Below are 23,319 nucleotides of genomic sequence, written 5' to 3'. Positions count from 1 at the left end.
GCCTTACCTGGCATCATCAGTGTTTAAGCACCCGATGAACAGAAGTGGTATTCCCTATTTCGAGGCGAATGAGGTACATGCCTGTTGGATAGTCGGTGAGGTCTACCTCCACGGCATTGCCCTGGCGCAGATCCAGCGGCAGGGTCTGCAGCTCGGCACCGTCCATGCGGATGATGGTGAGTTTGCCGAGTTCCTGCGTGTAGCCCCGGAAGGAGAGTATGAACTTGTCTTTGGTCGGGTTCGGGTAGGCTACCACTTCTTTGCCGTCGCAGTTTTTGCAGTTTTTGATGCCTACTGTTCCGCCCGAGGTGCCGCTCAGCACGGACCTGCCCCGGTAAGTGACGTTGGTCTGGCCAGGGCTTGTGCTGGTAAAGGTTACCGCCGACTCGCCTGTTTCACCAATCACTTCGAAGCGGATGCTGAACAGCTCCAGGTCGCCTTTTGGTAAGTTGGCGAAGGCACCGGCTGCAAAACTGATGCGGCCTTGCTCGTTATCGAACTTGTTCAGGAGCACGACCGGCAGGTGCGTGCCGGCGGTGAGAGCTGTTACCTTCAGCCTGGTCGGGTCGAAAGTGAGGTGCACTTCCGCACCATCTATCTCCTGCTCACCGGTGTGAAGCATAACAGGCATGGTAAAGGTTTCGCCTTTGGTAAGTTGTTCAGATGGTTTCACCAGCTCCAGGTAAACAGGCGAAGTGGAGAGCATCGCGCGCATCTGGCTCAGTTCGGCCTCCAGGCCCTGCAGCTCTTCGTATGAACCGGGGGCTACTTTGTAGCCGGCCTGGTTGAAGTTGCCCGACAGGAGCGAGAAGTCCAGCAGTGTTACCTCGTTGTCTTCGTTAAAGTCGGCGCGGTCGTCGTAGCCGGTGCTGCCCTGTGCCAGGTTGTAAGAAGTACCAAGAATGCTGAAGTCCTGGATGGTGACTTTGTCATCGCTGTTGGCATCACCTTCGCGTAGCTCCCCGAACTCTACTGTGTTGGCTCCTGCAGCTAAGGTAGCGGTTCGGGCGCCTGTCAGGGTGTGGCTGTTTTTCACGGTTACCACGTAGTTGCCTTCGGCCACAGCCAGGTTGCTGAGCGAGAAGCTGCCGTTTTCGTCGGTGGTTGGCTGATAGGTAGCCAGCGGTGTAGCCTGGCCCGACTGGAAGATGGACACGTGCAGTGGCGTCTGCCACCTGGCGTGCGGCGCTTCCGGTCTGCCCTGAAGCTGTACTTTACCCACCAGCGTGATACCGGTTGCCGCGTTCAGATTCATTTTTACATTGACTACATCCGTCGAGTACAAGTCACCGTCGCGCACAATCAGCAGGAACATATACGTCTTGCCCTGGTCGGCTAAGGTTACATTGAACGATGGACTGGCGGTAGTGGCATTACTCAGGACAACTCCTTCGGGCGCTACCCACTCGTAAGTCAGCTGGTCTGCCTCTGGGTCCGTAGAGGCAGATGCATCGAGCATCACCACGCCTGTTGTCGAAACAACCAGGTCAGCGCCGGCGTTAGCTACTGGTGCCTGGTTCGTGGAGGCTACCGTCCAGGCGACAGCTGCTGTTCCTGTTCCTGCCAGTCCGCTGCTATACTTCGCCAGTGGCTGCAGGTTGCAGGAGAGCTGGTAACTACCTGCCTGGCTGATGGCGGTACGGAGACCGGCAATACGGTATTCTGTATCGCTTACTTTCTGTACGCTCAGCCCGGTGGCAGGCACCGATGTGCCGTTTCTGCTGATGCTGATGGCACTGAGCAGTTCGGTATCGCTTAGGAGTCTGGAATTGAAAGTCAGCTGGATGGCATCGGCATGCGTGGCGGTGGTCTGATTAGTCAGCACCGGCCACTGCGCCGAGAGTGGCACCTGGTCGATGAATAACTGCTTTTCTGCAGTGGCAGTGCCTCCGTTGGTGCCGGTTGCCGTTACCCTGATGCCGGTGCTGCCGGCAGAAACCAGCGTTACCGGAACCGTAACTGCGCCTGCCGCTATGTTGGTCATGTTTTTAAGCACCACTTCACCGCTCAAATCTACCTGCCACACTGTTACCTGCGAAGCGTCTGCGCTCAGGGTAAAGCTTACCTGCTGCGCCAGGCCGGCGGTAATGCCGTCGGTAGCGGAGAAGCCGCGGTCCGGACCAACAGCTAAGGCTGTGATGGCCAGAGCAGCAGAACGGTCTACCGTCCAGGAGATTGCCTGGGTGCCGGTTCCGGCGTTGCCAATCGCATCGGTAAGGCCTGCCAGGTTCACGGTGAAGGTGTAGTTGCCTTCCGGATACGTCAGCATGCCCAGGTTGCTGACCGTCCAGTTTTGCAGGTCGGTGTTGGACAGTTGGTCAATGGCCAGCGGCAGTACCTCCCCGTTTCGGGTCAGCGTTAAAGCGGCCGTGTTGAAGCCTTTCACATTTTCGTTAAACCCGATGCTTACACCGTTGATGTGCTGTGCATCGAGGCCGCCAGTTGTGCTGCCTGCCAGTTTTACCAGCTGCGGCCCGTTGTTGTCCAGGTGGAGTTCAACGGACTGGGCTGCCATACCGGCTACCTGGTCTGTTGATTTGATGTTTGGCAGGTCCACTTCCAGTTTGTAAGTACCGCTTTGGGTCAGGATGCTGCCCAGGCCGGAGAGGTAGAACAGCGTCTTGTCTGCACTTACCGAATCGATAGTTACCAAGCCGCTTTGCAGTACATTTTCTTTCAGAATTCTGAAGCGTTCTGCAGTGGCAGTGGTTTCGTCGATCGGCAGGTTAAAGAGCACCTGCACCGTGTTAAAGGCAGCTGCCACGTTCCCTTCCGGAAGTCCCTGGAATGCCTGCACGGCTGGTACCGTCAGGTACTGCGTCCAGGTGGCCTGTTTGCCAGTTTCGCCGCTGATACCGTACATGTCCTGCACACCCGCTGCCTGCACCGTCAGGTTATAGAAGCCGTTGCCGGTCGTAAGGGCAGACAGGTCCACGCTGAAAGTAGCCGTATCGAGCTGCGTGACCACCACGGCATTGCTCATGATGTTGGCGCCGCCCTGGAAGGTCAGGCTCAGGTCTTCGTGCGTGAAGCTGGTCGGGTCGATGCTCTTGTTGAACTTCACCGTTACGTGCTCCACTTGTTCGGAAGTAACCGCTGCCGGAATTCCCTCGATGCTCACCACCTCCGGTACGTTCAGGTTTTTAGGCGCCCACACCAGGGTGTAGGTAACAGGACTGGTGGAGGCAAACTTATCTACGAAGTGGAACTTGTTCTCGTACACCGGCGGGCGGCTCACCGGCAAGGTTACAAACGTAAGCCAGGCATTGCTGAGCGGGATTACCTGCCCGTCGTTGCGGGTTACGCTTACGAGTTCATACCTCCTGTTGCCCGGGTCCGGCAGTTTGATGTAGTTCCAGCCAGCCGCAGAAGCTGTTACGGTTAAGGTGTTGGTAAAGGAAGGACCTGCTACTTGGGTATTGAAGCTTCCGTTTGCTGCTACAATCACTTTTTCGGTGCGGTTGCCTTGCGAGAAGTAGATCACATCCGGTACGTCCTGCGCATCAAATTCATCGTTCACCAGGAAGTCGTTGATGACGTCTTCGGAAGTGCCATAGGCGCGGATGCTGCGGGTCAGTTCGTGCAGTTGTACGCCTTTCACCAGGCTCAGTTCCGGGTTGCCGTAGCTGTTGGCGTGTACCACACTGGCTTGGTACTCCACGAACTTGCCCAGCAGCGAACTGGTAAAGTACCACTGCCCGATGCGGGTCTGCAGTGCCGGAATGGTGCCGAAGTTGATATCGGTCACGCCCAGCTTTTTCGGTTGCCCCTGAAAGTTGGAGCCTACAATGTTGAAGTTGATTGCCAAGCCTTTTTCGTTCTCGATGATCTTAGGCTGTGCCGAAGAAATCATCATGTTCACCGCCGGACCATAGCCCTGGTTCTCCACCATCACCGCCAGCTCGGCAGGCAGGGATGGCTCCACTACATTTTTAGTCAGTGCATCGTCGCCGAGGATGTTGCGTTCCATAAAGTAGTGCAGCATCAGGTTCGGGCTCGGGTTCACGGTAAGCGGCACGTCTGCCAGCGGAAGGTCCACCATGGCTTTGGCGTAGGGGTCGAAGTAGCGAACGGTACCACCGAAGTTATATACCACAGGCACGGTAGGCGCTGCATCACGCTCTGGAATAAACAGGAACTTCACGATACCGTTTTGTTGCGAACCAATGGCGCCTGAGCCGGTTACATCCGACAGGTTGGTCAGGCTTTTGGTCTGGATTTCGAACACACCGTTGCTTGGTACGCCGTTGGCATCAGTAATCCGGATGTTCACGCTCAGCATTTCCATAGCATCGGTTGGGTGGCCGTTGAAGATGTCGAGGGTGCCTTCAAACGCTTCGCGGGTCATGGTCAGCTGCTGGCTGAACTGCACTTTCACAGAGGCACACACGGCATTCTTCTGCTCGTTCAGTAGCTCGTCCAGCTCGGCTCTCACCTGATCGTGCATATCCAGCACAGAGCTGTAACCTTTGCTGACGGCAGCATCATAAGCGTTTTTCATTACATAAGACCAGGCCTGCACCTGATTCCAGTTGATAATGTCCGGGTACTGGGCATTTGGCTCCAGCACATCGGCCTCCAGCGCTTCGATGGATTTGTTCCAGCGCACGAAGAACGCCTGGATGGTAGCCTGCGGAATTTCATAGCCCTGCATCGCCGCCAGAATTGCTGTTTGCTCCTCTGCCGGGATGGCTTCCAGCGTGGAAATGTAAGGCTCAAGCAGGGGCTCCAGGTCTTTCCAGGCATCGCTGTGGAGCATGTTGCCGAAGTAATGCAGGCCCCAGGCTTCGCGTGCTTCGTATGCGTCGGTTACCAGCTTCAGGTCGTTGCCGATCTGCTGGAATACCGGACCCAGCGGGTCGGTGTCGAACGCACGCTGTGCGCCAAATGCACTGGCGCTCATGGCGCCACCGCCCGTGCTGGTGTTGCCGCACGCAAAAATCAGGTCCCAGATGGCTTTGGCGCAGCTAACCGGGAAGGGTATCAGGTTCGGTACACACGGAACGTAATCAATCAGTCCTTTTCCGCCCATCACGTTGCCAAACACGCAGGAGGCAGAAGAAACGCCGGTAGCTAAGTTACTGCCAGGTATACAGCTGGCCACGGCACCAATCAGGTTGTTGATACAGTCCACGCAGCTGGTTACGCCTGTTACAAACTGCGGGTGCTGCCAGCCGGGTTTGCCTTTGAAATTATCCGGGCTCGGGCAGATGGCGCAGCTCGGGAAGGCTTCGGCATAGCGGCCAATCACATTGGGGTCGAGGCCGCCACCGCCGCCGTCAGGTCCGTCTTCACCGCACACGCGGCCTTCGAAGGAGAACAGCGCACCGCCCTGCTGCCACAGACCGGTCGAGATGTTACAGGAGTACCAGTATACCACCTGCGCAAAGTCGCGGCAGTTGAGGCCGGCCTGTGTTGCCATGGTAGTGTACTGTGAGGGCGCAATACCCAGGAACTCGGAGATAGCCTCTACGGACGGACCGCCTGCCACAAGCGTTTCACCACCTGCAGCAGTGTCGCGGCGGCGCATGATGAACGGCACCTGGATGCTCTGCTGGGCCAGCAACCGGGCAGGTTCGTAATTGGTCACAAATTCATATTCCGGGTCGTGCTGCGGCAGGTTGAGCGCTACGTCTTCTGCAGCAATAAGTCCGTGGTTGGTGAGCGTTACCTTGAAAGCATAGATTTCGTCGCCGGTCAGCTGAGGCAGCGTCTTCGGCATGTCGATGGTTACCACCGGCATCGGTACATGCGTTTCGAATTTCGCTTCCAGGGTAATATCATACTTGTCTTCAACAGCGGTAGGCACAACCGACCAGTTGAAGGTGATGGCCTGGTAGTTCAGGAAGACCGATGTTTCGGTGGTGCCGCCGGGATTGATGGTGATTGTGCCGTCGTAGGGCTGGTGCTTTTCTTTTTCCACCACAATGCGGTGCTTGCCTTCCGGAATACCCGCTGCCGTAAATACGCCGGTCGCATCGGTAACGCCATCGGCATACACCACACCGGAGAAGTAGTTTTTCACCACCACACGGGCACCGGCCACTTTCGGAGCACCTTCGGAGTAATAAGTGAACTGGTTTGTTACATCTACTTTCAGGGTACCCGTGGATTCTGATTTCTTCTCGAATGCAAACGGAATGTTCAGGGAGTTGCCGTTTTCGGTGTCGATGGTCAGGTTGCCTTTTACCGGGTAGTTGAACGGAACGTCAGCTGTAGCCAGGAATTTCAGGAGCATCACCGCCGTATCGTTTGTTGCCAGCGAAGGCAGCACGGCAGGTGTCAAAGAAGTCAGCCAGCCGGTCTGTGGCAGGTTTACGGTTACTTTTCCTGTTGCCCCCTGGCCTTTGTTCATGATCCGGAGCTCTACCAGGCGCTCTCCTGTAGCCGAAGAAACTGCTACATCCAGTTTGCCGGCATCTGCTACAAGAAAGGCGCTTGGAGCCTGGCAGAAGTAGAACACATCCTGGGTCTGTACATTGCCCTCCGTAGCTACAACCTGCAGCTTAGCGACTTCGAAGTTGGTTCCCGGCGAAAGGGCAGCGCCTGTAACTGTGTAAGGCAGGTTGATAGAAGCATTGCCAGCCAGGGTAGGAACGGTTTCGAACTGCATCTGGGCGCCGTTGGGCAGGGTTACTGGTGCCAGCGTAAAGTTGCTGAGGCTTTTGTTGCTCATGTTTTTGATAGCGAGCGTGCCTGTCAGCGGCTGGTCCAGGGTAGTTTTGAACTGCGGCACCTGTCCGTTGTTGATGCGCACGCCCAGGATGTTGAAGTTGTCCTGTTCGGTGGTAGCCGCTATGCCCGGGAAGCTGGCGCCGATGGTGTAGAAACCGGCTTCGTTGGCAAGCGGCACAAACGAGGTGCTGTAGTTACCGGTATTGTCTGTTGTAGCTGTTACCGTTCTGCGCAAGCCATTGGTGATGATGTATACTTCTACCGGTGCGTTGGCAGCGTCGGCGCCGTTAAACCGGGTGGCTTTACCGGTCACTGGAACAGGCTGCCCTTTCAGGTAATACGCGTTGCTTACCAGAGCCGTAGCTGTGTAATCGGGGTTGATTTTCAGGGCAACTGCAGCCGCTTTGTTGTTCGTGCTGAGCAGCTCCGTCAGGGTTGCATCCGGGTTCACCCAGTAGAGGATCTTAAAGTCGCCCGGTGTATTCGGCGCCTGCACGGCGTTTTGTACCTGTACTGTCTGACCAGCCGGAATAGAGACTGCAATAACATCTTCAGAAACTACTTTGTCTGTCGCGTCAATTGCGTCATCTTTCGACAGGTAGCCACGTACAACCACGCCTGTAGGCGCTGTGGCAAAGCCGGAGTTTTTAACAGTGATGCTGTAGTTGAACAGCGCACCGGCCTGCACCTGGGCACTGCCCACACTTACCGAGGCCAGCTGCAGGTCAGGCAGGTTCTGGTCTGTTACCATCACCCACACCGAACCGGTCGAGAAGCCTTCGGAGCTGGCATGGAAGTACACCTGCTTGTTCCCGTCGGTTACCCCGTCGTTAACCGTGGTGATCGGCACCTCTACAAAGGCTTGACCAGCAGCAATGACTGTGGTGGCAGGTACAGTAGCCTCGTTGGTGTTGGAAGAAGTCAGGTTCACCGTAAGCGCTGTGGTGGTTGGGGTGTTGCGGGCAATGCGCAGCCGACCGGCAGTCGCAAAGCCTTCGGGTAACGTCAGTTGGCTGGCCTTCAGGGTCAGAGCCGGACCGTCGTTGTCGGTTACGGTGAGGGTAGTGGTAACTGAGCCCGACGAAGTAGCCGGGGCGTTGCAACTGCAGGAGTTTACAAATACAGCAGCCGTGAGGTTTACCTGGCGGTCGCCGTCGGCGAGGCTATTATCTACCACGCCAACGGTAAAGGTTTTTTCATTTTCATTAGCAGCTAAGGGAATGGAGGCAGGTACAATAAGCGTATTCGGCACGCTGGCGGTCAGGTTAGCTGTGAAGGCAACCGGGCTTCCGCCAGGCAGGCGTTTCAACGTGGCCTGTGTCGCAAAAGCGCCGCCGCCTTCCGATACGACAGTAGAATGCAGCACCAGTTCCAGTCCCGGCACATCGTCATCTTTTACCGTGATGTTGCCCATCGCTGCGGTGTGGTTGGCAGCACCTGCTTTTACCTGCACCGCCAGTTCCAGTTCCGGCACGATATCCTGCTCCAGGGTTACCGTTACGTCGGTATACAGACTGCCTGCCGGAATGGTAACAGAGGCAGGAAGCGGGAAGCGGCTTGGGCTGGAAGTGGTCAGGAATACCTGCAGGGGAGACGTCGGCGCCAGGTCAGTGTTTACCCGGAAGGTTACTACAGCTCCCTCCATAGCCTCTGCAGGCAGGTTGCTGATGGTCAGGACTGGTTTTACGTTGCTGATAACATTAAAGCGTTGTGCGACAGCAGCAGGCAGGTAATTTTCGTTACCGGCCTGCGTCGCTTTTATCTCCACCGTTCCCAGCCCGGTTAAGGTTACCTCGTTGCCCGCTACAGAAGCCGGACCCGATACGATTTCATAACTAACAGCCAGCCCGGAAGCAGCCGTGGCATTGAGGGTAAGCGGCGATTCGTTCAGGAATTTATCTGTAATAACGGCAAAGCTGATGTGCTGCGACGCTTGTTCCACCACCAACGTGCCGGTGGCGCTGCCCACGTAGTTCGGGCTGTTGATGGTGGCTTCAAAGGCATACGTTCCGGCATTTACAGGCGCCGTGCTGCTGCCATCGAAAGTGAAGGTAACCGGTATGCCGGCCGGGGTAGTAGTAGCCGCCGGCGTTTTGGCCGTGCCGGTAAACACCTGCGTTAAGCTGGCCAGCTGAATCGTGGCTGTTGCTTTTGCTACCTCGAAGGTTCGCTCAACGGCAGGAGCAGCGTAGAAGCTTTCGTTACCGGTCTGGGTGGCACGTACTTTTACGGTGCCGGCTCCGGTGATGCTCAGCTTGTTACCTGCAACCGTAGCCGGTCCCGAAACAACTGCAAAGCTCACCGGCAGCCCGGACGTGGCCGAAGCAGAAAGTTCGAAAGCAGCATCGCCAAACGTTTTGGCCCCTAGTTCGGCAAAAGTGATGGTCTGGTTTTGTTTAACTGGCACAGGAGCACAGCTTATCGGGCTGTTGGTGCTGGTCCAGGCGGTAGCGGCATCCATATTTACCAGGGTGCCGGTGGCGCTGCCTTTGGCATCGGCGGTGATGGTGCCGGTGCCTTCTTCCAGTTTCCAGTGGTTGGTCAGGTTGGCGTATTTGGGATGTGCTGGTGTAATGGCAGTTGCTTTTCCGTCCTGGATTTCAGTTGCCGTCAGCGCCACGTTCCACAGCCTTACCTCTTCCACCACACCGCTGAAGTAGCCGTACCCGCTGCTGGAAGAACCGATGCGGTACTGGGTGCCTGAACTCCAGGGGGTACCCACATTCACAGTGGTGCCTTCTTCTACGCCGTTAACATACAGGCGCATGGCGCCGTTCTGGGTAGCTACAATAGCCACATGGTACCACTCGCCGGCTACTACCGGCGTGGTGCTTTCTACTATGCGTGTGCTGCCGTCCCAAAGGTAATGCTGAAACTTGCCGTTGCTGATGCGGAGCTGGTGTGACCAGCTGGAGCCCGGACCGCCGCTGTTCGTGCCTACCAGGATGCTGCTGTTGGCAACCGTGGTCACGTTTACCCAGGTTTCGATGGTGTAGCTGGTGGTGGTCGGGGCATTTACCAGCACGTAGTCGTTGCTGCCGTCGAAGCTCAGGGCCGCTACCTGGCAGTTGTTTTCGGTGGCCTGCTGCACGCTAAAGGACTGCTCTACCGGTGTGGCTGCATTATAGGTATCGTTGCCAGCCTGTATTGCCCGGATGGTCACGGTGCCGGTGCCGGTCAGGGTAACGGTGTTGCCGCTGATGCTGGCTGGTCCGGCCGCAACCTCAAAGCTTACCGGCAGACCCGATGACGCAGTAGCGCTTACGGTAAATGGTGCATCGCCATAGCGCCGGTCTGGTAAACTCGTAAAGGTGATGGTCTGGTCCTGTTTCAGGTTGGTGTAGACGATAGGGGAGGAGGCGGTGCCGCTGCCGCAGGCATTCTTGTAGGCAACCGTGTAGCTGCCGGGTTGCGTTACCTGGTAGGTTGCACCGGTGGCGCCGCTAATGCTGTTGCCATTCAGGTACCACTGGTAGCCTGTTACATTCGAACCTGCCGGCGCTGCGGATGCCTGCAGCTGCAGGCTGTTTTTCGTGAGGGTTGGCGCTGAGGCAGGAACTGCATCCAATACCTGTACTGCAAGTTCTTTGGCAATGCTGTTGCCGCAGGCGTTGGCTATGGTCAGCTTCAGGGTGTGGGTGCCGGCGGTGGTCCAGTTGACAGTGGCGGTGCTGCCGGTTGCCTCCACGGTGCCGCCTCCCGATACTTCCCAGGTGTAGGTCGCCTCGCCCTGTGCCGCCTGCGTGATCGTGTAGTTCTGTGCCCCGGTACAGGTGCTGCTCAGGCCGGTAATGGCAAAATTATTCGGAAGCTTGCTGATCGAAAGGGCGGCCGTTGGAGCACTGGTTTTATCTGGAGAACTGGCCGTAACCCGGATGCGGTAGTTGGTGCCGGCCGCCGTCGTAGCGGGAATGGTGGCGCGAATGGTATCGGAATCCTGGCCTTCGAGCGTGCCGATGATAACCGGGCTGTCGAAGCTGCCGCTGGCATTGGAAAGTTCGGCTTTGAAGATGTTGTTGGAGCCAAAAGGTTGGTTTACTGTAAACGGCACAGCCACGGTGGCACCTGCGCATAGTGGATCGGTTATGTCGCCCGTCGTTACAATTAGTTCGGAGGGGGCTGCTACTTCAAAGTCGCTGCTGCTGGGGGCACTCCAAAGTCCTTGTTCATTCTTAAACCGAATATACAGCTTGTGGTTGCCCACCGAAACCTGGTTCATGTCCAGTGTAAAAGCCAGATTCGTAAGATCAGGTGCTGCCGTGAGCGGGATGTTTGTTCCTTTCCCGAAGCCTGGGTCGGTATCCACGTAGTACTCGCCCTTTACAATATTTTTACGTGCTGCGCCTTCCACCTGCGAGATGCCCTGCTTAAAGAAAGTGGTCATGGTGGTGGTGGACCATTTGCCGTTAGCACTTTTAAAACGCAGGTGCAGGTTATGGAACCCATTGGAAAGCGCCGAGATATCGGCAGCCAGCGTGACGTTTTGCAGATCCTGGCCGGGACTGATGGAAATGGGGGTGCCCAAGCCGTAGCCTGGGTCGGTGTCAAAAAAGTACTCGCCTTTGGTAATGTTGGCCAGCTGTTCGCCCGGCACCACATCAGCAAGCGTTTGCTTGTAGAAGGTTTTCATCAGCGTGGTAGTCCACAACCCATTGGCATTCCTGGCCCGGACGTGCAGGTTATGGAAGCCGGCTGGCAGGCTTGCTATATCAATCGGAAACGACTTGGTAACGTCCGTTCCTGCTGTAATGGCTATAGCGGTTGCTTTCCCGTAGCCGGGATCCTGGTTAATAAAGTATTCCAGTTTTGTGATTTGCTGTGCCTGAACAAAGGAGATGCCGGGTAGCAAAGCACAGCACAGCCAGACTCCCAGCAGCAGGAGACTTTTGTAAATGCTTATATTCATAATAAAACCTGTTAAAGGTATTTTTTGTCTTGACGAACTTGAAAAATAAAGGCATGAGGATACCCGTCAGAAAACAGGACGTTTTCAATTTGCGGATATAACAGGAAGTGAAAGGCGGAGGAGGTTAGTTCGTAGACTTCACCTTTACCGTGACATCAATCGGATCGGTGCTGCTGCCAACAGACTGTACATTCATAAAATAAATGACAGGGATGCCAAACAGTCCGGAGAGCTTATAGGGCGTGTTCCCCCAAAAAATTCCCGCATCGATCGGGTTGGCGGAAGTGCTGCCATAGCCCGCGCCTATAGCTGGTGAACCGGCAATCAGTTTCCATCGTTCGTCCGGAGACCCTGTGTTAAGAAACACAGCACTCATGGCAACATTCGCCTGGTTACCGTTTTCTGTTCCAAACTGGGTGGCACTGGCCAGGTTATTCGAGGTCGAATTTTCACGTGGCTCAAAAAAACCATTTACCATGATATTGTTCGTAAAAGCAGCCCGGTGGGCATTTACTTTGCCTCTTACAAAAATATTATTCTGCACAACAGCCATCGTAAAATCAGATAATTGCAGGCAGGTACTGGTGGTATTATCGCTGCTGCCCACCGAAATAACATTATTCATGATGAGAATACCGGAGTTGGCATTGTTAGAACTGTAGTTGATGTTAACCCCAAAGTTCTGGGTGATGATAATATTATTGGATGTAGTTCCCCAGTTGAGGTAAATGACTCCTGAAGAGGTTAAAACGCCGGAGGTGTTGACATTGCCAAACTTGTTTTGTTTGATCGTAATGTCACTGGTCATGAGGTGGATGGTTGATCCGTTAAAGTCCAATCCAATGATTTGTGAGCCCTGGGAGCCGTTACTCATGCTAAAGGATCCGACTTTTGCGGATTGTGTATCCAGGTTGCCGATGTTGTTTTCAGCGAGAAAATAGCCCGGACCTAGAATAACCAGTTTCTTCGTGCAGGTAAGAGCGCCGTAAGAGGTGGGCGAGCCTTCCAGGTAAATCGTGTCGCCGGCAGTTGCTGCCGCATGCGCATCGCTTAAGGTGGTGAAGTTAGCGGTATTGTCGCCGGCATTGTTGTTTACCCGCCAGGTTTTAGCGAAGGTGTGGCTGGTTGTAAGCACAACCAGGAAGAGAAAGAAGACTGTTTTTTTCATTAGTTTTTATTTTGTATGGAGGTTTAGGTAATTCGGGTCGTAAGCGGAGCAGGTACTGAATATCTGGTAAGGCCTGATCTGGCTTGCAGATACTGGTAGGCAATAATAGCCATGTTTAAAATGTAGCTAAATTTAATGCAGTCGAAGGGTGGTCGGGCACATTAAAAGTAATCGGAAATTTGGGTGCATAAAAATATTAAAAGATTCAGATATGAACAATAAAAAAATGAATATTTTAATAAATAATTGTTTTATTAAGCTGAAAGAGCCTGTGAGATAACAGGAACGCTAACCATGTGTAAACCCATATTTTAAAATTTTGAATAATTTCATGTTTGTCAATATTAATGTTGCAACAAAAAGTGCTGTTGTTTGAGGATATCTTAATATTTATCCCGTATATATTTTGGGGTATAGTAATGTAAGGTCACGTTAACCGGTTCCTGTTTCTTCTGGATTCAACATTTGAAAGCGTAGGCAGTTGTTTCAGCTGTCTTTCGGGAGGTCTGCAAAAACCTTACCAAATATAGGTTTTTGCTATTAATATTATCTGAAGTTTTAGGTGTATTATTGAAAGTTATGCTGGAGAAAACAAAACAAGGTGCTTATGGTTAGCTTTTGCCGAACCAAAAAGATCAGGAGTACGCATGCTGCAACCTGTTTTACCTGGGAGGATTGAAAGCGGGAGACGTTGCGTTTGTCAAACGAAAAGCTCACAAAGGGTTGAAATGTTTTCAGGACAGGGCAGGATAGAAAGTCTTGCCAGAATTTATAATTTTAAGCAAAATCCTAAGTCCGGGCCTGGCTGTGAAGGAGGTGAGCTGGACGGATAGCAATGCCTGTGGTGCTGTAGTGGGTGTGGTGTCAGGTGCAGAAAACTTTGCAGACAGCTGTTGGCTGTTGTTTATACATTTTCAACAAACATGCTTAAAACGTTAACATCTTTTTTTGTTCTTTTTGCCTGCTTACTGGCTTTTGCGGCACAGGCACAAACGGGGCTGGGTAATTACCAGTCCGGATTTCGGAAGCAGGGAAATGCTGTTTTCTTTTCCGCTGCCGGCGGCGATATGCAGCTGGAGTTCTGTTCGCCCGCCATGTTCCGCGTCAGGTCGAGCTGGGACCGGAAGTTTCCGGAGAACGAGCCGTATATCGTCATAAACTACAACTGGCCCGAGGTGGCGGTGCAAACACAGGAGCTAAACGACCACTTCCTGCTGAAAACCGACCAGTTGCACATCAAAGTTTTCAAAACGCCGGTGCGGCTGGAAGTATACACCACTGACGGCAAACTGCTCAACGCCGATGCCACTGGTGGGGCCAACCTGACAAAATCAGGCGAAGCGGTAGCCGTCACCAAGCAGCTACAGCCTGACGAGCATTTCTTCGGCTTCGGGGAGCGCATGGACTTCCTGGACCAGCGCAATAAGAAACTGCGCCTGGATGTGGGCCGGGGCAAAGGCCTGCCGCACCACGTGGGCGCCTACAATATACTCAAAGCCAACTACTGCCCGGTGCCCTTCTTTATGAGCACCCGCGGCTACGGCATCTTCTTCCACACGGCCTATCCCACCCAATGGGACATGGGCAACAGCAACGTAGACAGTTACAGCTTTATAGCGGAAGGTGGCGATCTGGATTACTACTTTATGTACGGTCCCGGCTTTCCGGCCCTGCTCAACAGCTACACCTCCCTTACCGGTAAAACCCCATTGCTGGCTGATTTCGCACATGGTCTGCACGTAGGCACTTACAGCGGCGGCACCTGGGGCTACGAACACCTGACCTCCGACAGCTATGTCGTAGAACTTGGCCGCAAGTTCAGAACCTATGGCATTCCCGCCGACATCCTGCACCTCGATTCCACCTGGCGCATCTTCGGGAAGCAGGGCGGCAAAGGAGCGACTTCGTTTGAATGGCGCCCGACGTTCAAAAACCCGAAAGGCATGTTTGACAGCCTCTATGCCATGGACTACAAAATGGTGGGACTGCACCTGCGTCCGCGCTTCGATAACGGCGAAAAGCTGAACCTGCTGGCGCAGGCCCAGGAGCAAGGCTATGTATACCAGGAGAAAGATGGCCCGGGCGAATTTGTGAATTATTTCGACGAGAAGGCGGTGGACTGGTGGTGGCAGCATGGCGTGAAGCGCATCGCCGACCTGGGCGCGCGCTTCCTGAAAACCGACGAAGGCAGCGCCTTTGGCGCCCTGGCGAATGAAAGCGAAAAAGTAGGCCCGACCGGCGAAGACATCAAATGGAAGCACAACGTGTTCCCGCTGGTGTACACCAAGGCCTCGTTCGAAAAATTCCAGGAGCACAACAACATGCGTGGCATGGCGCATACCCGCGAAGGTTATGCCGGCATCCAGCGTTACCCGTTTATCTGGGCAGGCGATTGGCCGAGTGAGTGGCAGTATTTTGCACCGGTTATCAAGGCTGGTCTGAATGTGGGCATGTCGGGGGTGAGCTACTGGTCGCACAACATGGGCGGCTTCGAGCACGTGGCCGACCCGGAACTCTACATCCGCTGGGTGCAGTTCGGCATGCTCAGCCCGGTAGCGCACATGCTGGGCATGGAGCACCCCAACTACAAGGAGCCCTGGAACTACGGCGAAGACGCCCTGCGCAACTTCAAGAACTACGACCTGCTCCGCTACCGCCTGTTCCCGTATATCTACAGCCAGGCCTACGTCGCCCACACCACCGGCACACCGCTCATGCGCGCGCTCGTACTCGAGCACCAGGACGACCCGAACACCTACGACATCACCGACCAATACTTTTTCGGCAGCAACCTGCTGGTAAACCCGGTAACCACCAAAGGCGCCAAAACCCGCACCGTTTACCTGCCCGAAGGCACCTGGTTCGATTACTGGACCGGTAAGCAATACGATGGCAAACAGTTCGTGCACGTGCTCACGCCATTGGACTCCATCCCGATGTTTGCCAAAGGCGGTGCCATCCTCCCGATGCAGCCTGAGATGATTTATTTCGGCCAGAAGCCGGTGAACACCATCACCCTCGACATCTTCCCCCACGGCACCTCTACCTTCGACCTGTACGAAGACGACGGCAGGAGCCTGCAGTACAAAAAAGGAGAATTCGCCGTCACGCAAATCACCTCAGAACTGACTTCGCAGCACCTGAACCTGCGCATCCTTAAACCGAAAGGAAATTTTAAACCGGCTTCGCATAACTACCTGGCAAAAATCCATTGGGCAGGCGAAAAAGCACCGGTGGGCATCACCGAAAATGGCAAGAAAGTAGCCGCAGCCGCTAATGCAGCAGCTTTAGATAAGAAAGACGGCTGGTATTATGATGTGCAGCAGAAGGTGCTCTGGATAAAAACAAAGCGCACAAACAAAGAAGATATTACCTTAACGGTGAAATTGTAAAATAATAACCGATATGCAGCGATTCGCATTTAAAATGAAGCTGAAGCCCGGAGCCGAGGCAGAATACAAAAAACGCCACGACAAAATCTGGCCCGAGCTGGCCAGGCTCCTGAAGGATGCCGGCATCAGCGACTACGCCATTTTCCTGGACGAAGAAACAAACACGCTCTTTGCCGTGCAGAAACAAACAGGCGCCTCCTCCCAGGACCTCGGCAGCACCGAGATCGTGCAGAAGTGGTGGGCCTACATGGCCGATATCATGGAAACCAACCCCGATAACTCCCCGGTCAGCGTACCGCTGAAAGAGGTGTTTTACCTGGGCTAGGGAGATTGTCAGAAGTTTGTCTGAACCGGGATTAAACAGATTAGTGGATTAACAGGATTTTAGGTTTCAGCTTTGGCTGAGTTACTGCTGCCAGACACTCGCAGGAGCTGCGCACACTGTGAGGTCATTGTTGTCTGAGCCTGGTTTAAACAGATGTTTGAACAGGATTAAATAGAATAAACATAGCTAAGTAATTGGTTACTTTTCTGTTTCAAAAGACCTCGCAGTGTGCGCAGCTCCTGCGAGTGTCTGACAGCAGCAACGAAAGTTAAAAACAGGAAACAAAATCCTGTTAATCCACTAATCCTGTAAATCCTGATTCAGACAAAAATGACCTCGCAGCGTCTTCAAGACCTGCGAGCGTCTGACAGCAGCAAAGAAAGTAAAAGCAGAGAAACATTAAACTGACAAACCCAAATTCAGTCAAAGGCAATAAACAACCATTTGTTCAATAAAAGTAGAGTACGCACAAATTAACATACGAATGACCTATAAAAATAAATTCTTTGTAGCCCTGGCCGTTTGCGGCATGATGCTGAGCAACTGCCGTCAGCCGCAGTCGACCACCGGAACAACAGCACAGGGAGCCGCCGCGCAGCAGCAGGCAAACGCGTGGCCCGAAGTGAAAAAAGAGAACCGCCCCTGGACACGCTGGTGGTGGATGGGCAGTGCTGTGGATGAAAAGAACATCGACCGGCTGATGAACGAATACGCCCAAGCCGGCCTGGGTGGTGTGGAGATAGCCCCCATCTACGGCGCCAAAGACTACGAAAGCCGCTACATCGATTTCCTGTCGCCGCAGTGGATGAACATGCTTGACTTTACCGTGAAGAAAGCGAACGACCTGAACATGGGCGTGGACATGACGCAGGGCACCGGCTGGCCGTTTGGCGGTCCGCAGGTGAAGCCGGAGCATGCCGCTACCCGACTTATCATTCAAAACTACACCCTGAAAGGCGGACAGTCGCTGAAAGAGAAAGTTGAAGTGAACGACCCGAGGAACCGGGGACAGAAGCCACAGCTGCAGGCGGTTATGGCCTACAGCGATAAAGGCGAAGTGCTGAACATCACCGACAAAGTAACCGCCGACGGCAAACTGAACTGGACCCCCAAATCCGGCTCCGGCACCTGGAACGTCTACGCTGCTTTCAATGGCAAAACCCGCCAGATGGTAAAACGTGCCGCCCCTGGTGGCGTAGGCTTCACGCTCGACCACCTGTCTGCTGAAGCGGTGAATGCGTACCTGGAGCCGTTCACCAAAGCCTTTGGCGGCAGCAACCACGGAGTAAGGGCTTTCTACAACGACAGCTACGAAGTGTATGGAGCCGACTGGACAGACAAGTTCTTTGAAGAATTCCAGAAGCGCCGTGGTTATGACCTGCGCCTGCACCTGCAGGAACTGGCCAGCAAGGAAAGAACCGAGCAAATTGCCCGTCTCAAAGCCGACTACCGCGAAACCATGGGCGAGCTGCTGTACGAGAACTTCTACAAGAACTGGAACAATTGGGCGCACAAGCACAACAGCATCACCAAAAACCAGGCCCACGGTTCCCCGGGGAACCTACTCGACCTGTATGCCGCCGTGGACATTCCGGAGTGCGAAACATTTGGTTCCAGCTATTTCCCCATCCCCGGCCTTCGCCGCGACAGCGCCGATGTGCGCAACGTAGACCCGGACCCGATTATGCTTAAGTTCGCTTCGTCGGCTGCGCATAATGCCGGTAAAAACCTGACCTCCAGCGAAACCTTTACCTGGCTGGGCGAGCACTTCAAAACGTCTTACTCCCAGATGAAGCCCGAAGTGGAGCAAGTGTTCCTGTCGGGTGTGAACCACGTGTTTTACCACGGCGTGACCTATTCGCCGGAAGATGTGCAGTGGCCGGGATGGCTGTTCTACGCTTCCCTCAACCTGACGCCAGCCAACAGCCTCTGGCCGCAGTTCGATGGCTTCAACCAATACATCACGCGGGTGCAGTCTGTCCTGCAATCCGGCAAAGCTGACAACGAGCTGCTTATGTACTGGCCTATCCATGATGTGTGGAGCAACCCGGCCGGTATGGAAATGCTGATTAAAGTACACGACATTGACGAATGGCTGCACCCGACGCAGTTCTACAAGCAGTCGCAGCAGCTCATGGATGCCGGCTACTCCGTTGATTTTGTATCGGATAAAATGCTGCAGGATTCTAAAGTAACGAATGGAAACATTGTTACAGCTCCAGCTGCCCCTGCGCATAAAGTGCTCATTATCCCGCAAAGCAAATACCTGGCCGTGCCTACTTTCGAAAGAGCGATAGCCCTGGCAAACGAAGGCGCGACTGTTATCCTGCAGGCCCTGCCAACCGATGTGCCCGGACTGTATGATTTGGGTGGCAGGCAACAAAAGCTAAAGCAGTTGGTGCAAAAGCTGAATTTCACGGATGCAGCCAATGGCATTAAAACAGCAAAAGTAGGCAGCGGCGAAGTGTTGCTGGCGAACGATGTGCAGAAGGCACTGGAGCAGAAAAACATCCAGCGTGAAGCCCTCACCGACACCGGCCTCAAGTTCATCCGCCGCGACACCAACGGCAGCAAGTACTACTACCTGGTGAACCACACCGCTAAAGATATCGACACAGCTATTCCGCTGAACGTGCAGGCGCAGGCGGTTACCATCATGGACCCGCAAAGCGGCAGAACCGGCGTAGCAAAGGCAACCAGCGCCTCCGGCAAAACCAACGTGCGCGTGCAGCTCAAATCAGGCGAAGCGCTGATACTGCAGGCTGGCAACACACCGGCAGCAGGAGCACCAGCCTGGCAGTACCTCGAAAACGCAGGCGCTCCCATTGCTGTAAACGGCGAGTGGAATCTACAATTTACCAAAGGCGGTCCGGAGCTACCGGCTGCACAGAAGCTGAAAAACCTGGTGTCCTGGACCGAACTTTCGGATAAGAAAGCTGAGTCTTTTGCCGGTACCGGCGAATACACTACCACCTTCACGGTACCGTCGAATAAAGCAGACGACTACGTGCTGGACCTGGGCAAAGTAAGTGAAAGCGCGCGTGTCTGGATAAATGGGCAGGAAGTAGGCACCCTCTTCAGCATACCGTTCCAGGCAAGGGTAGGGCAGTACCTGAAGCCCGGCAAAAACACCATCAAAGTAGAAGTAGCCAACCTGATGGCCAACCGCATCCGCGACATGGACCAGAAGAAAATGGAGTGGCGCAAGTACCACGAAATCAACTTCGTGAACATCGACTACAAACCTTTCGATGCTTCCAACTGGAAACTCATGCCATCCGGTTTGCTGGGTCCTGTAACGATAACGCCATATACCACGTTACTTCGGCGAGGTAATGGGTGTGCTGGATAGTTTAAATTTAATCTAATGTGTCATTTCGACCGCAGGGTGAAATCTGGGTTAGTATTGTGCCAGATTTCTCCTTGCAGTCGAAATGACAATTATTGTAGGTTTTATACTGGCGAATTATTGAAAAGAAACATACCGCCAGTTTGAGCGAAGCGGTAACTGGTGGTATTAATTTTCTATTCAGGATAAAGAAATCAGCACAGTTTAATCATCACCAACCTTCAGTTGATGCACCAAACAAAAACAACAATCATCGCCCTGGCCTGCAGCGCCATCTTCTGGTCGTGCGCCACACCTGCTCAGAATTCAGCTGCACCAGCCACCACACCCACTGCTGCTGAAAACGTGCAGCGTTTGCCGGGGACCGTTATTATTCCGGCCTCCGATTTCCTGCACGACATCCCGAAAGGTAATACCATCACCGAGGCAGGTCCACGGTCAGGCTGGCTTTTTAATAACACAGGCCTGGTGCTCAACTCCCCCACCAACCAGATGACGCGGGTGCAGATACCGGAAGCCGGTACCTACTACCTCTATGTCCGGAGCCAGGGCCAGGCGGGCAAGGGCGGGTTTAAAGTAGCCGTGAACGACAAGGTAACAGCAGATACCTTCGGCAGGGGTGAGTTGTCCTGGAAGCAGGGCGGTACTTTTGAGCTGCAGGCTGGCACCGCCGATGTGAAAATTACCCGCATCAACACAGGTGCCGTGGTCGATGTGCTGGTGCTGAGCAAAAATCCCAGCCTCACCGAAGAAGACATCAAACCCTACCAGCTGCACCCCGATGTGAAGCTGCTGAAGGAGTACAAAATTCCCCAGTCGAACGCCGTAAAATTCGGCGACGTGAACGGCGACGGGCAGACAGACTTCATGGTGCTGGAACGCGACTTCTCAGCCACTATGTTCGACCACAGCGGCAAAGAACTCTGGTCCTGGAAAGCCCCGGAAGAATACACGAAAGAACGTTCCGAATTCGAAGCGCCCGGCGTCCTATGGGATTTCGATAAAGATGGCAAAGCCGAAGTAGCGCACTGGCGTTTTATGGATGGCAAAGAATGGCTGGTGATAGCCGACGGACAAACCGGAAATATAAAGCGCAAAACCGAATGGCCGACGAAGCCCTTGCCGCACGTGTACAACAACTTCCGGCTGGCCATTGGCAAACTCGAAAAAGGGCAGCCGAACCAATTGGTGGCCTTCACCGACATGGGTGGCACCATGAACATCACCGCCTACAACGCTAACCTGAAGCAGCTCTGGCAGCACACCGAAAACCGGAAAAAAGACAATCTCGGCCACTACGTCTACCCCGTGGATTTGAACAAAGACGGCATCGACGAAGTGCTGGTCGGCTCGCTGCTGCTCGACGCCAACGGCAAAAAAATCTGGGACCGCTTCGACCTCCTCGACGACAACCACGACCACGCTGACTCCTACAAATTCGGCGACGTAGACGGCGACGGCAACCTGGATATTGTAACAGCCAACAGCGAAGTAGGCGTTATCGTGTACAAAGCTATGACCGGCGACATCCTCTGGCAGAATACCGCCGAGCACAGCCAGCAGGTGCAGGTAGGCAACTTCCTGGAGAACGTGCCGGGTCCGCAGGTGGTGATAGGCGGCAGAACCTATGGCAACCGCCAGATAAACGAGCCCTACCTCTCCAGCCAGCTCTACTGGTTCGACAACAAAGGTAACCTCATCAAGAAGTGGCCGGGCAACCCCATCAACGGTAACCCCGACTTTGTAAAAGGCAACTGGCGCGGCAACGGTCAGGACGAGGTGTTCTGGTACAAGTTCCGCCTCAACAACAAAGGCACCGGCGAGCTCTACTTTCCCGACCCGGTCTTCCACATGTTCGATTTCATGGGCAAGGGAGCCGAAGAAGTCATCACCCTAAACCGCGGCATCCTCCGCGTCTACGGCCACAGCCAGGCTAACTACAGCAACCAGGACAGCAAGAAAAACCTGGATTACCTGAAGGGCACGGTGGTGAACCATACGCATTATTAGGAGGTGGTTTGGGAGAGGAGGCAACCGTAGAAAATGAAAAGTAGAGGAGGAGAGGGAGTGGTGGCAAGTGCAGTGAATAAATTGGCGTGTCAAATTTGATTATGAAGAAACAACGCGGACTTAAGAAGTACTATAGAAGGCTTGCAACAGAGAACGATTTAGAAAAGATGTCTTGGTTAAACCTTGACGACCCGAATGCATGGTTCGACAATTGGCACATGCATTTTGACTGGAAAGGATTTGGAGATAATAGCTTTAAAAGAAGAAAGCCACATCTGGACAAATTATTCAGACATTTCGAGCTACTTGAAACAGAGACTAAAAAGCTAAAAAAGAAATTTCAGCTCTATGCCGTAATTCTTGATTTCGATAGCTACAGTGATGCTTTGTTCCTTCATACACCAAACCCGAATCACGATAACTTCCCGTTCAAGTATGAAAATTTACAACAGAAAAGCACATTGACCAACTCAGACCTAGACCAGTATCTAAACGAATTGAAAGGATACGAGAAATTTTATGGTACAGCTGACGAGAGCTTTTGCGTACTTTTTAAAAAGAATGTTGGAATTGAACCAATAGATGCTGCTGCCCACAACCCAACATGTATTACGCAGCAAGATAGTTATTTTGTAAAACATCGATAGTGTTGACAAACTCAGTAATACCCACTCCTGTCATTCTGGAAGAATCTTGTGGGCGAGCAGCAGAAACGCCTGCTAAAAGGTAAAAATTGAAAGAAAAATATTGGCAGCAGCTGCCACCATTGCCTCTGCAGGTGTGTTTTGTCTGAATCAGGATTTACAGAATTTTAGGATTAGCTGGATTCCAAATTGCCAGATAATTCTGAAAATTTTAAAATTCTGATTTAGATAAACTGAATTAAGCTATCAAGTAGTGTGGGAGTGGTTTATAAGACTTTATAATTTTCAAGTTAGGCATCAAAAGATAATGACAAACAAGCAACTTTCTCATAAAATCAAACTTCAGCTAGAGAAGCTGCCTTTCCAGAGAAGTGTTGATTTTGCTTTGGATATCTGTAAACGCCTGCTCCCAGACTATATAAACTTTCACCAAAAACGGAATTGGGGCGACCCTGTGAAGTTAAAAGAAGCAATTACTTTTTGCGAAATAAGTAAGTTTTCCCTGAAAATTGATGAAGATAAAGTTAAGGAATATAAAGAAGCAGTTGAGGCTGTTACGCCAGATATGGACGACTTTGGAGATTGTGATGGAAGCTACGCCTTGAATGCCGCATGTTCTGTCTTAGAACTTTTAGACTACATAATTGATAAAGACAAGGTGCATTTATGGAATATCAGCACATTAATGGCTGATACAATCGACTTTAAATTGCGGGAAGAAGACGAAAGTTTAACTCATGAACACTTAGTTGAGCACCCCCAGCTGCTAAAGGAATTGCATTACCAGTTGGAGTTAACGAAATGAAATTGTCTTGCCTAAGACCAGACACTCGCAGGAGCTGCGCACACT

General features: G+C 53.2%; 8 protein-coding genes. 6 read left to right on the top strand and 2 right to left on the bottom strand.

Translation table 11 applies throughout. The annotated features are described in order from the left end of the window. Positions 1-16 precede the first annotated feature (16 nt). The gene (locus DCW36_RS01785; protein WP_114781788.1) at positions 17-11,581 is read right to left on the bottom strand and encodes a LamG-like jellyroll fold domain-containing protein; all 11,565 of its coding nucleotides are present in this window, start codon (positions 11,579-11,581) and stop codon (positions 17-19) included. 124 nt (positions 11,582-11,705) lie between these two features. Further along, positions 11,706-12,749, bottom strand: a complete 1,044-nt coding sequence (locus DCW36_RS01780; protein WP_114781787.1) for a hypothetical protein — start codon at positions 12,747-12,749, stop codon at positions 11,706-11,708. Between the two features lie 923 nt (positions 12,750-13,672). Here DCW36_RS01780 and DCW36_RS01775 point away from each other — a divergent pair. From DCW36_RS01775 to DCW36_RS01750, 6 genes are all read left to right on the top strand, one after another. Beyond that, the gene (locus DCW36_RS01775) at positions 13,673-16,141 is read left to right on the top strand and encodes a glycoside hydrolase family 31 protein (protein ID WP_114781786.1); all 2,469 of its coding nucleotides are present in this window, start codon (positions 13,673-13,675) and stop codon (positions 16,139-16,141) included. Positions 16,142-16,154: 13 nt separating this feature from the next. Further along, positions 16,155-16,466: an L-rhamnose mutarotase gene (rhaM, locus tag DCW36_RS01770; RefSeq protein WP_114781785.1), complete on the top strand. Its 312-nt coding sequence runs from the start codon at positions 16,155-16,157 to the stop codon at positions 16,464-16,466. Between the two features lie 484 nt (positions 16,467-16,950). Then, positions 16,951-19,818: a glycosyl hydrolase gene (locus DCW36_RS01765; protein WP_114781784.1), complete on the top strand. Its 2,868-nt coding sequence runs from the start codon at positions 16,951-16,953 to the stop codon at positions 19,816-19,818. 225 nt (positions 19,819-20,043) lie between these two features. Continuing rightward, positions 20,044-21,825, top strand: coding sequence for a hypothetical protein (locus DCW36_RS01760; protein WP_125185356.1), 1,782 nt, complete (start codon positions 20,044-20,046; stop codon positions 21,823-21,825). Between the two features lie 101 nt (positions 21,826-21,926). After that, complete coding sequence (locus DCW36_RS01755; protein ID WP_114781782.1) at positions 21,927-22,472, top strand: hypothetical protein; 546 nt, start codon at positions 21,927-21,929, stop codon at positions 22,470-22,472. 304 nt (positions 22,473-22,776) lie between these two features. Next, complete coding sequence (locus DCW36_RS01750; RefSeq protein WP_125185355.1) at positions 22,777-23,274, top strand: DUF416 family protein; 498 nt, start codon at positions 22,777-22,779, stop codon at positions 23,272-23,274. Positions 23,275-23,319 lie beyond the last annotated feature (45 nt).

This window comes from Botryobacter ruber, assembly GCF_003347595.2.
GTDB lineage: Bacteria > Bacteroidota > Bacteroidia > Cytophagales > Hymenobacteraceae > Pontibacter > Pontibacter ruber_A.
This window is presented reverse-complemented; position numbering and strand designations above follow the sequence as displayed.

Bases quoted from the DNA above. Each gene is read 5' to 3' on its own strand.
- DCW36_RS01785 (WP_114781788.1), bottom strand. From the start codon at position 11,581: ATGAATATAAGCATTTACAAAAGTCTCCTGCTGCTGGGAGTCTGGCTG.
- DCW36_RS01780 (WP_114781787.1), bottom strand. From the start codon at position 12,749: ATGAAAAAAACAGTCTTCTTTCTCTTCCTGGTTGTGCTTACAACCAGC.
- DCW36_RS01775 (WP_114781786.1), top strand. From the start codon at position 13,673: ATGCTTAAAACGTTAACATCTTTTTTTGTTCTTTTTGCCTGCTTACTG.
- rhaM (WP_114781785.1), top strand. From the start codon at position 16,155: ATGCAGCGATTCGCATTTAAAATGAAGCTGAAGCCCGGAGCCGAGGCA.
- DCW36_RS01765 (WP_114781784.1), top strand. From the start codon at position 16,951: ATGACCTATAAAAATAAATTCTTTGTAGCCCTGGCCGTTTGCGGCATG.
- DCW36_RS01760 (WP_125185356.1), top strand. From the start codon at position 20,044: ATGCACCAAACAAAAACAACAATCATCGCCCTGGCCTGCAGCGCCATC.
- DCW36_RS01755 (WP_114781782.1), top strand. From the start codon at position 21,927: ATGAAGAAACAACGCGGACTTAAGAAGTACTATAGAAGGCTTGCAACA.
- DCW36_RS01750 (WP_125185355.1), top strand. From the start codon at position 22,777: ATGACAAACAAGCAACTTTCTCATAAAATCAAACTTCAGCTAGAGAAG.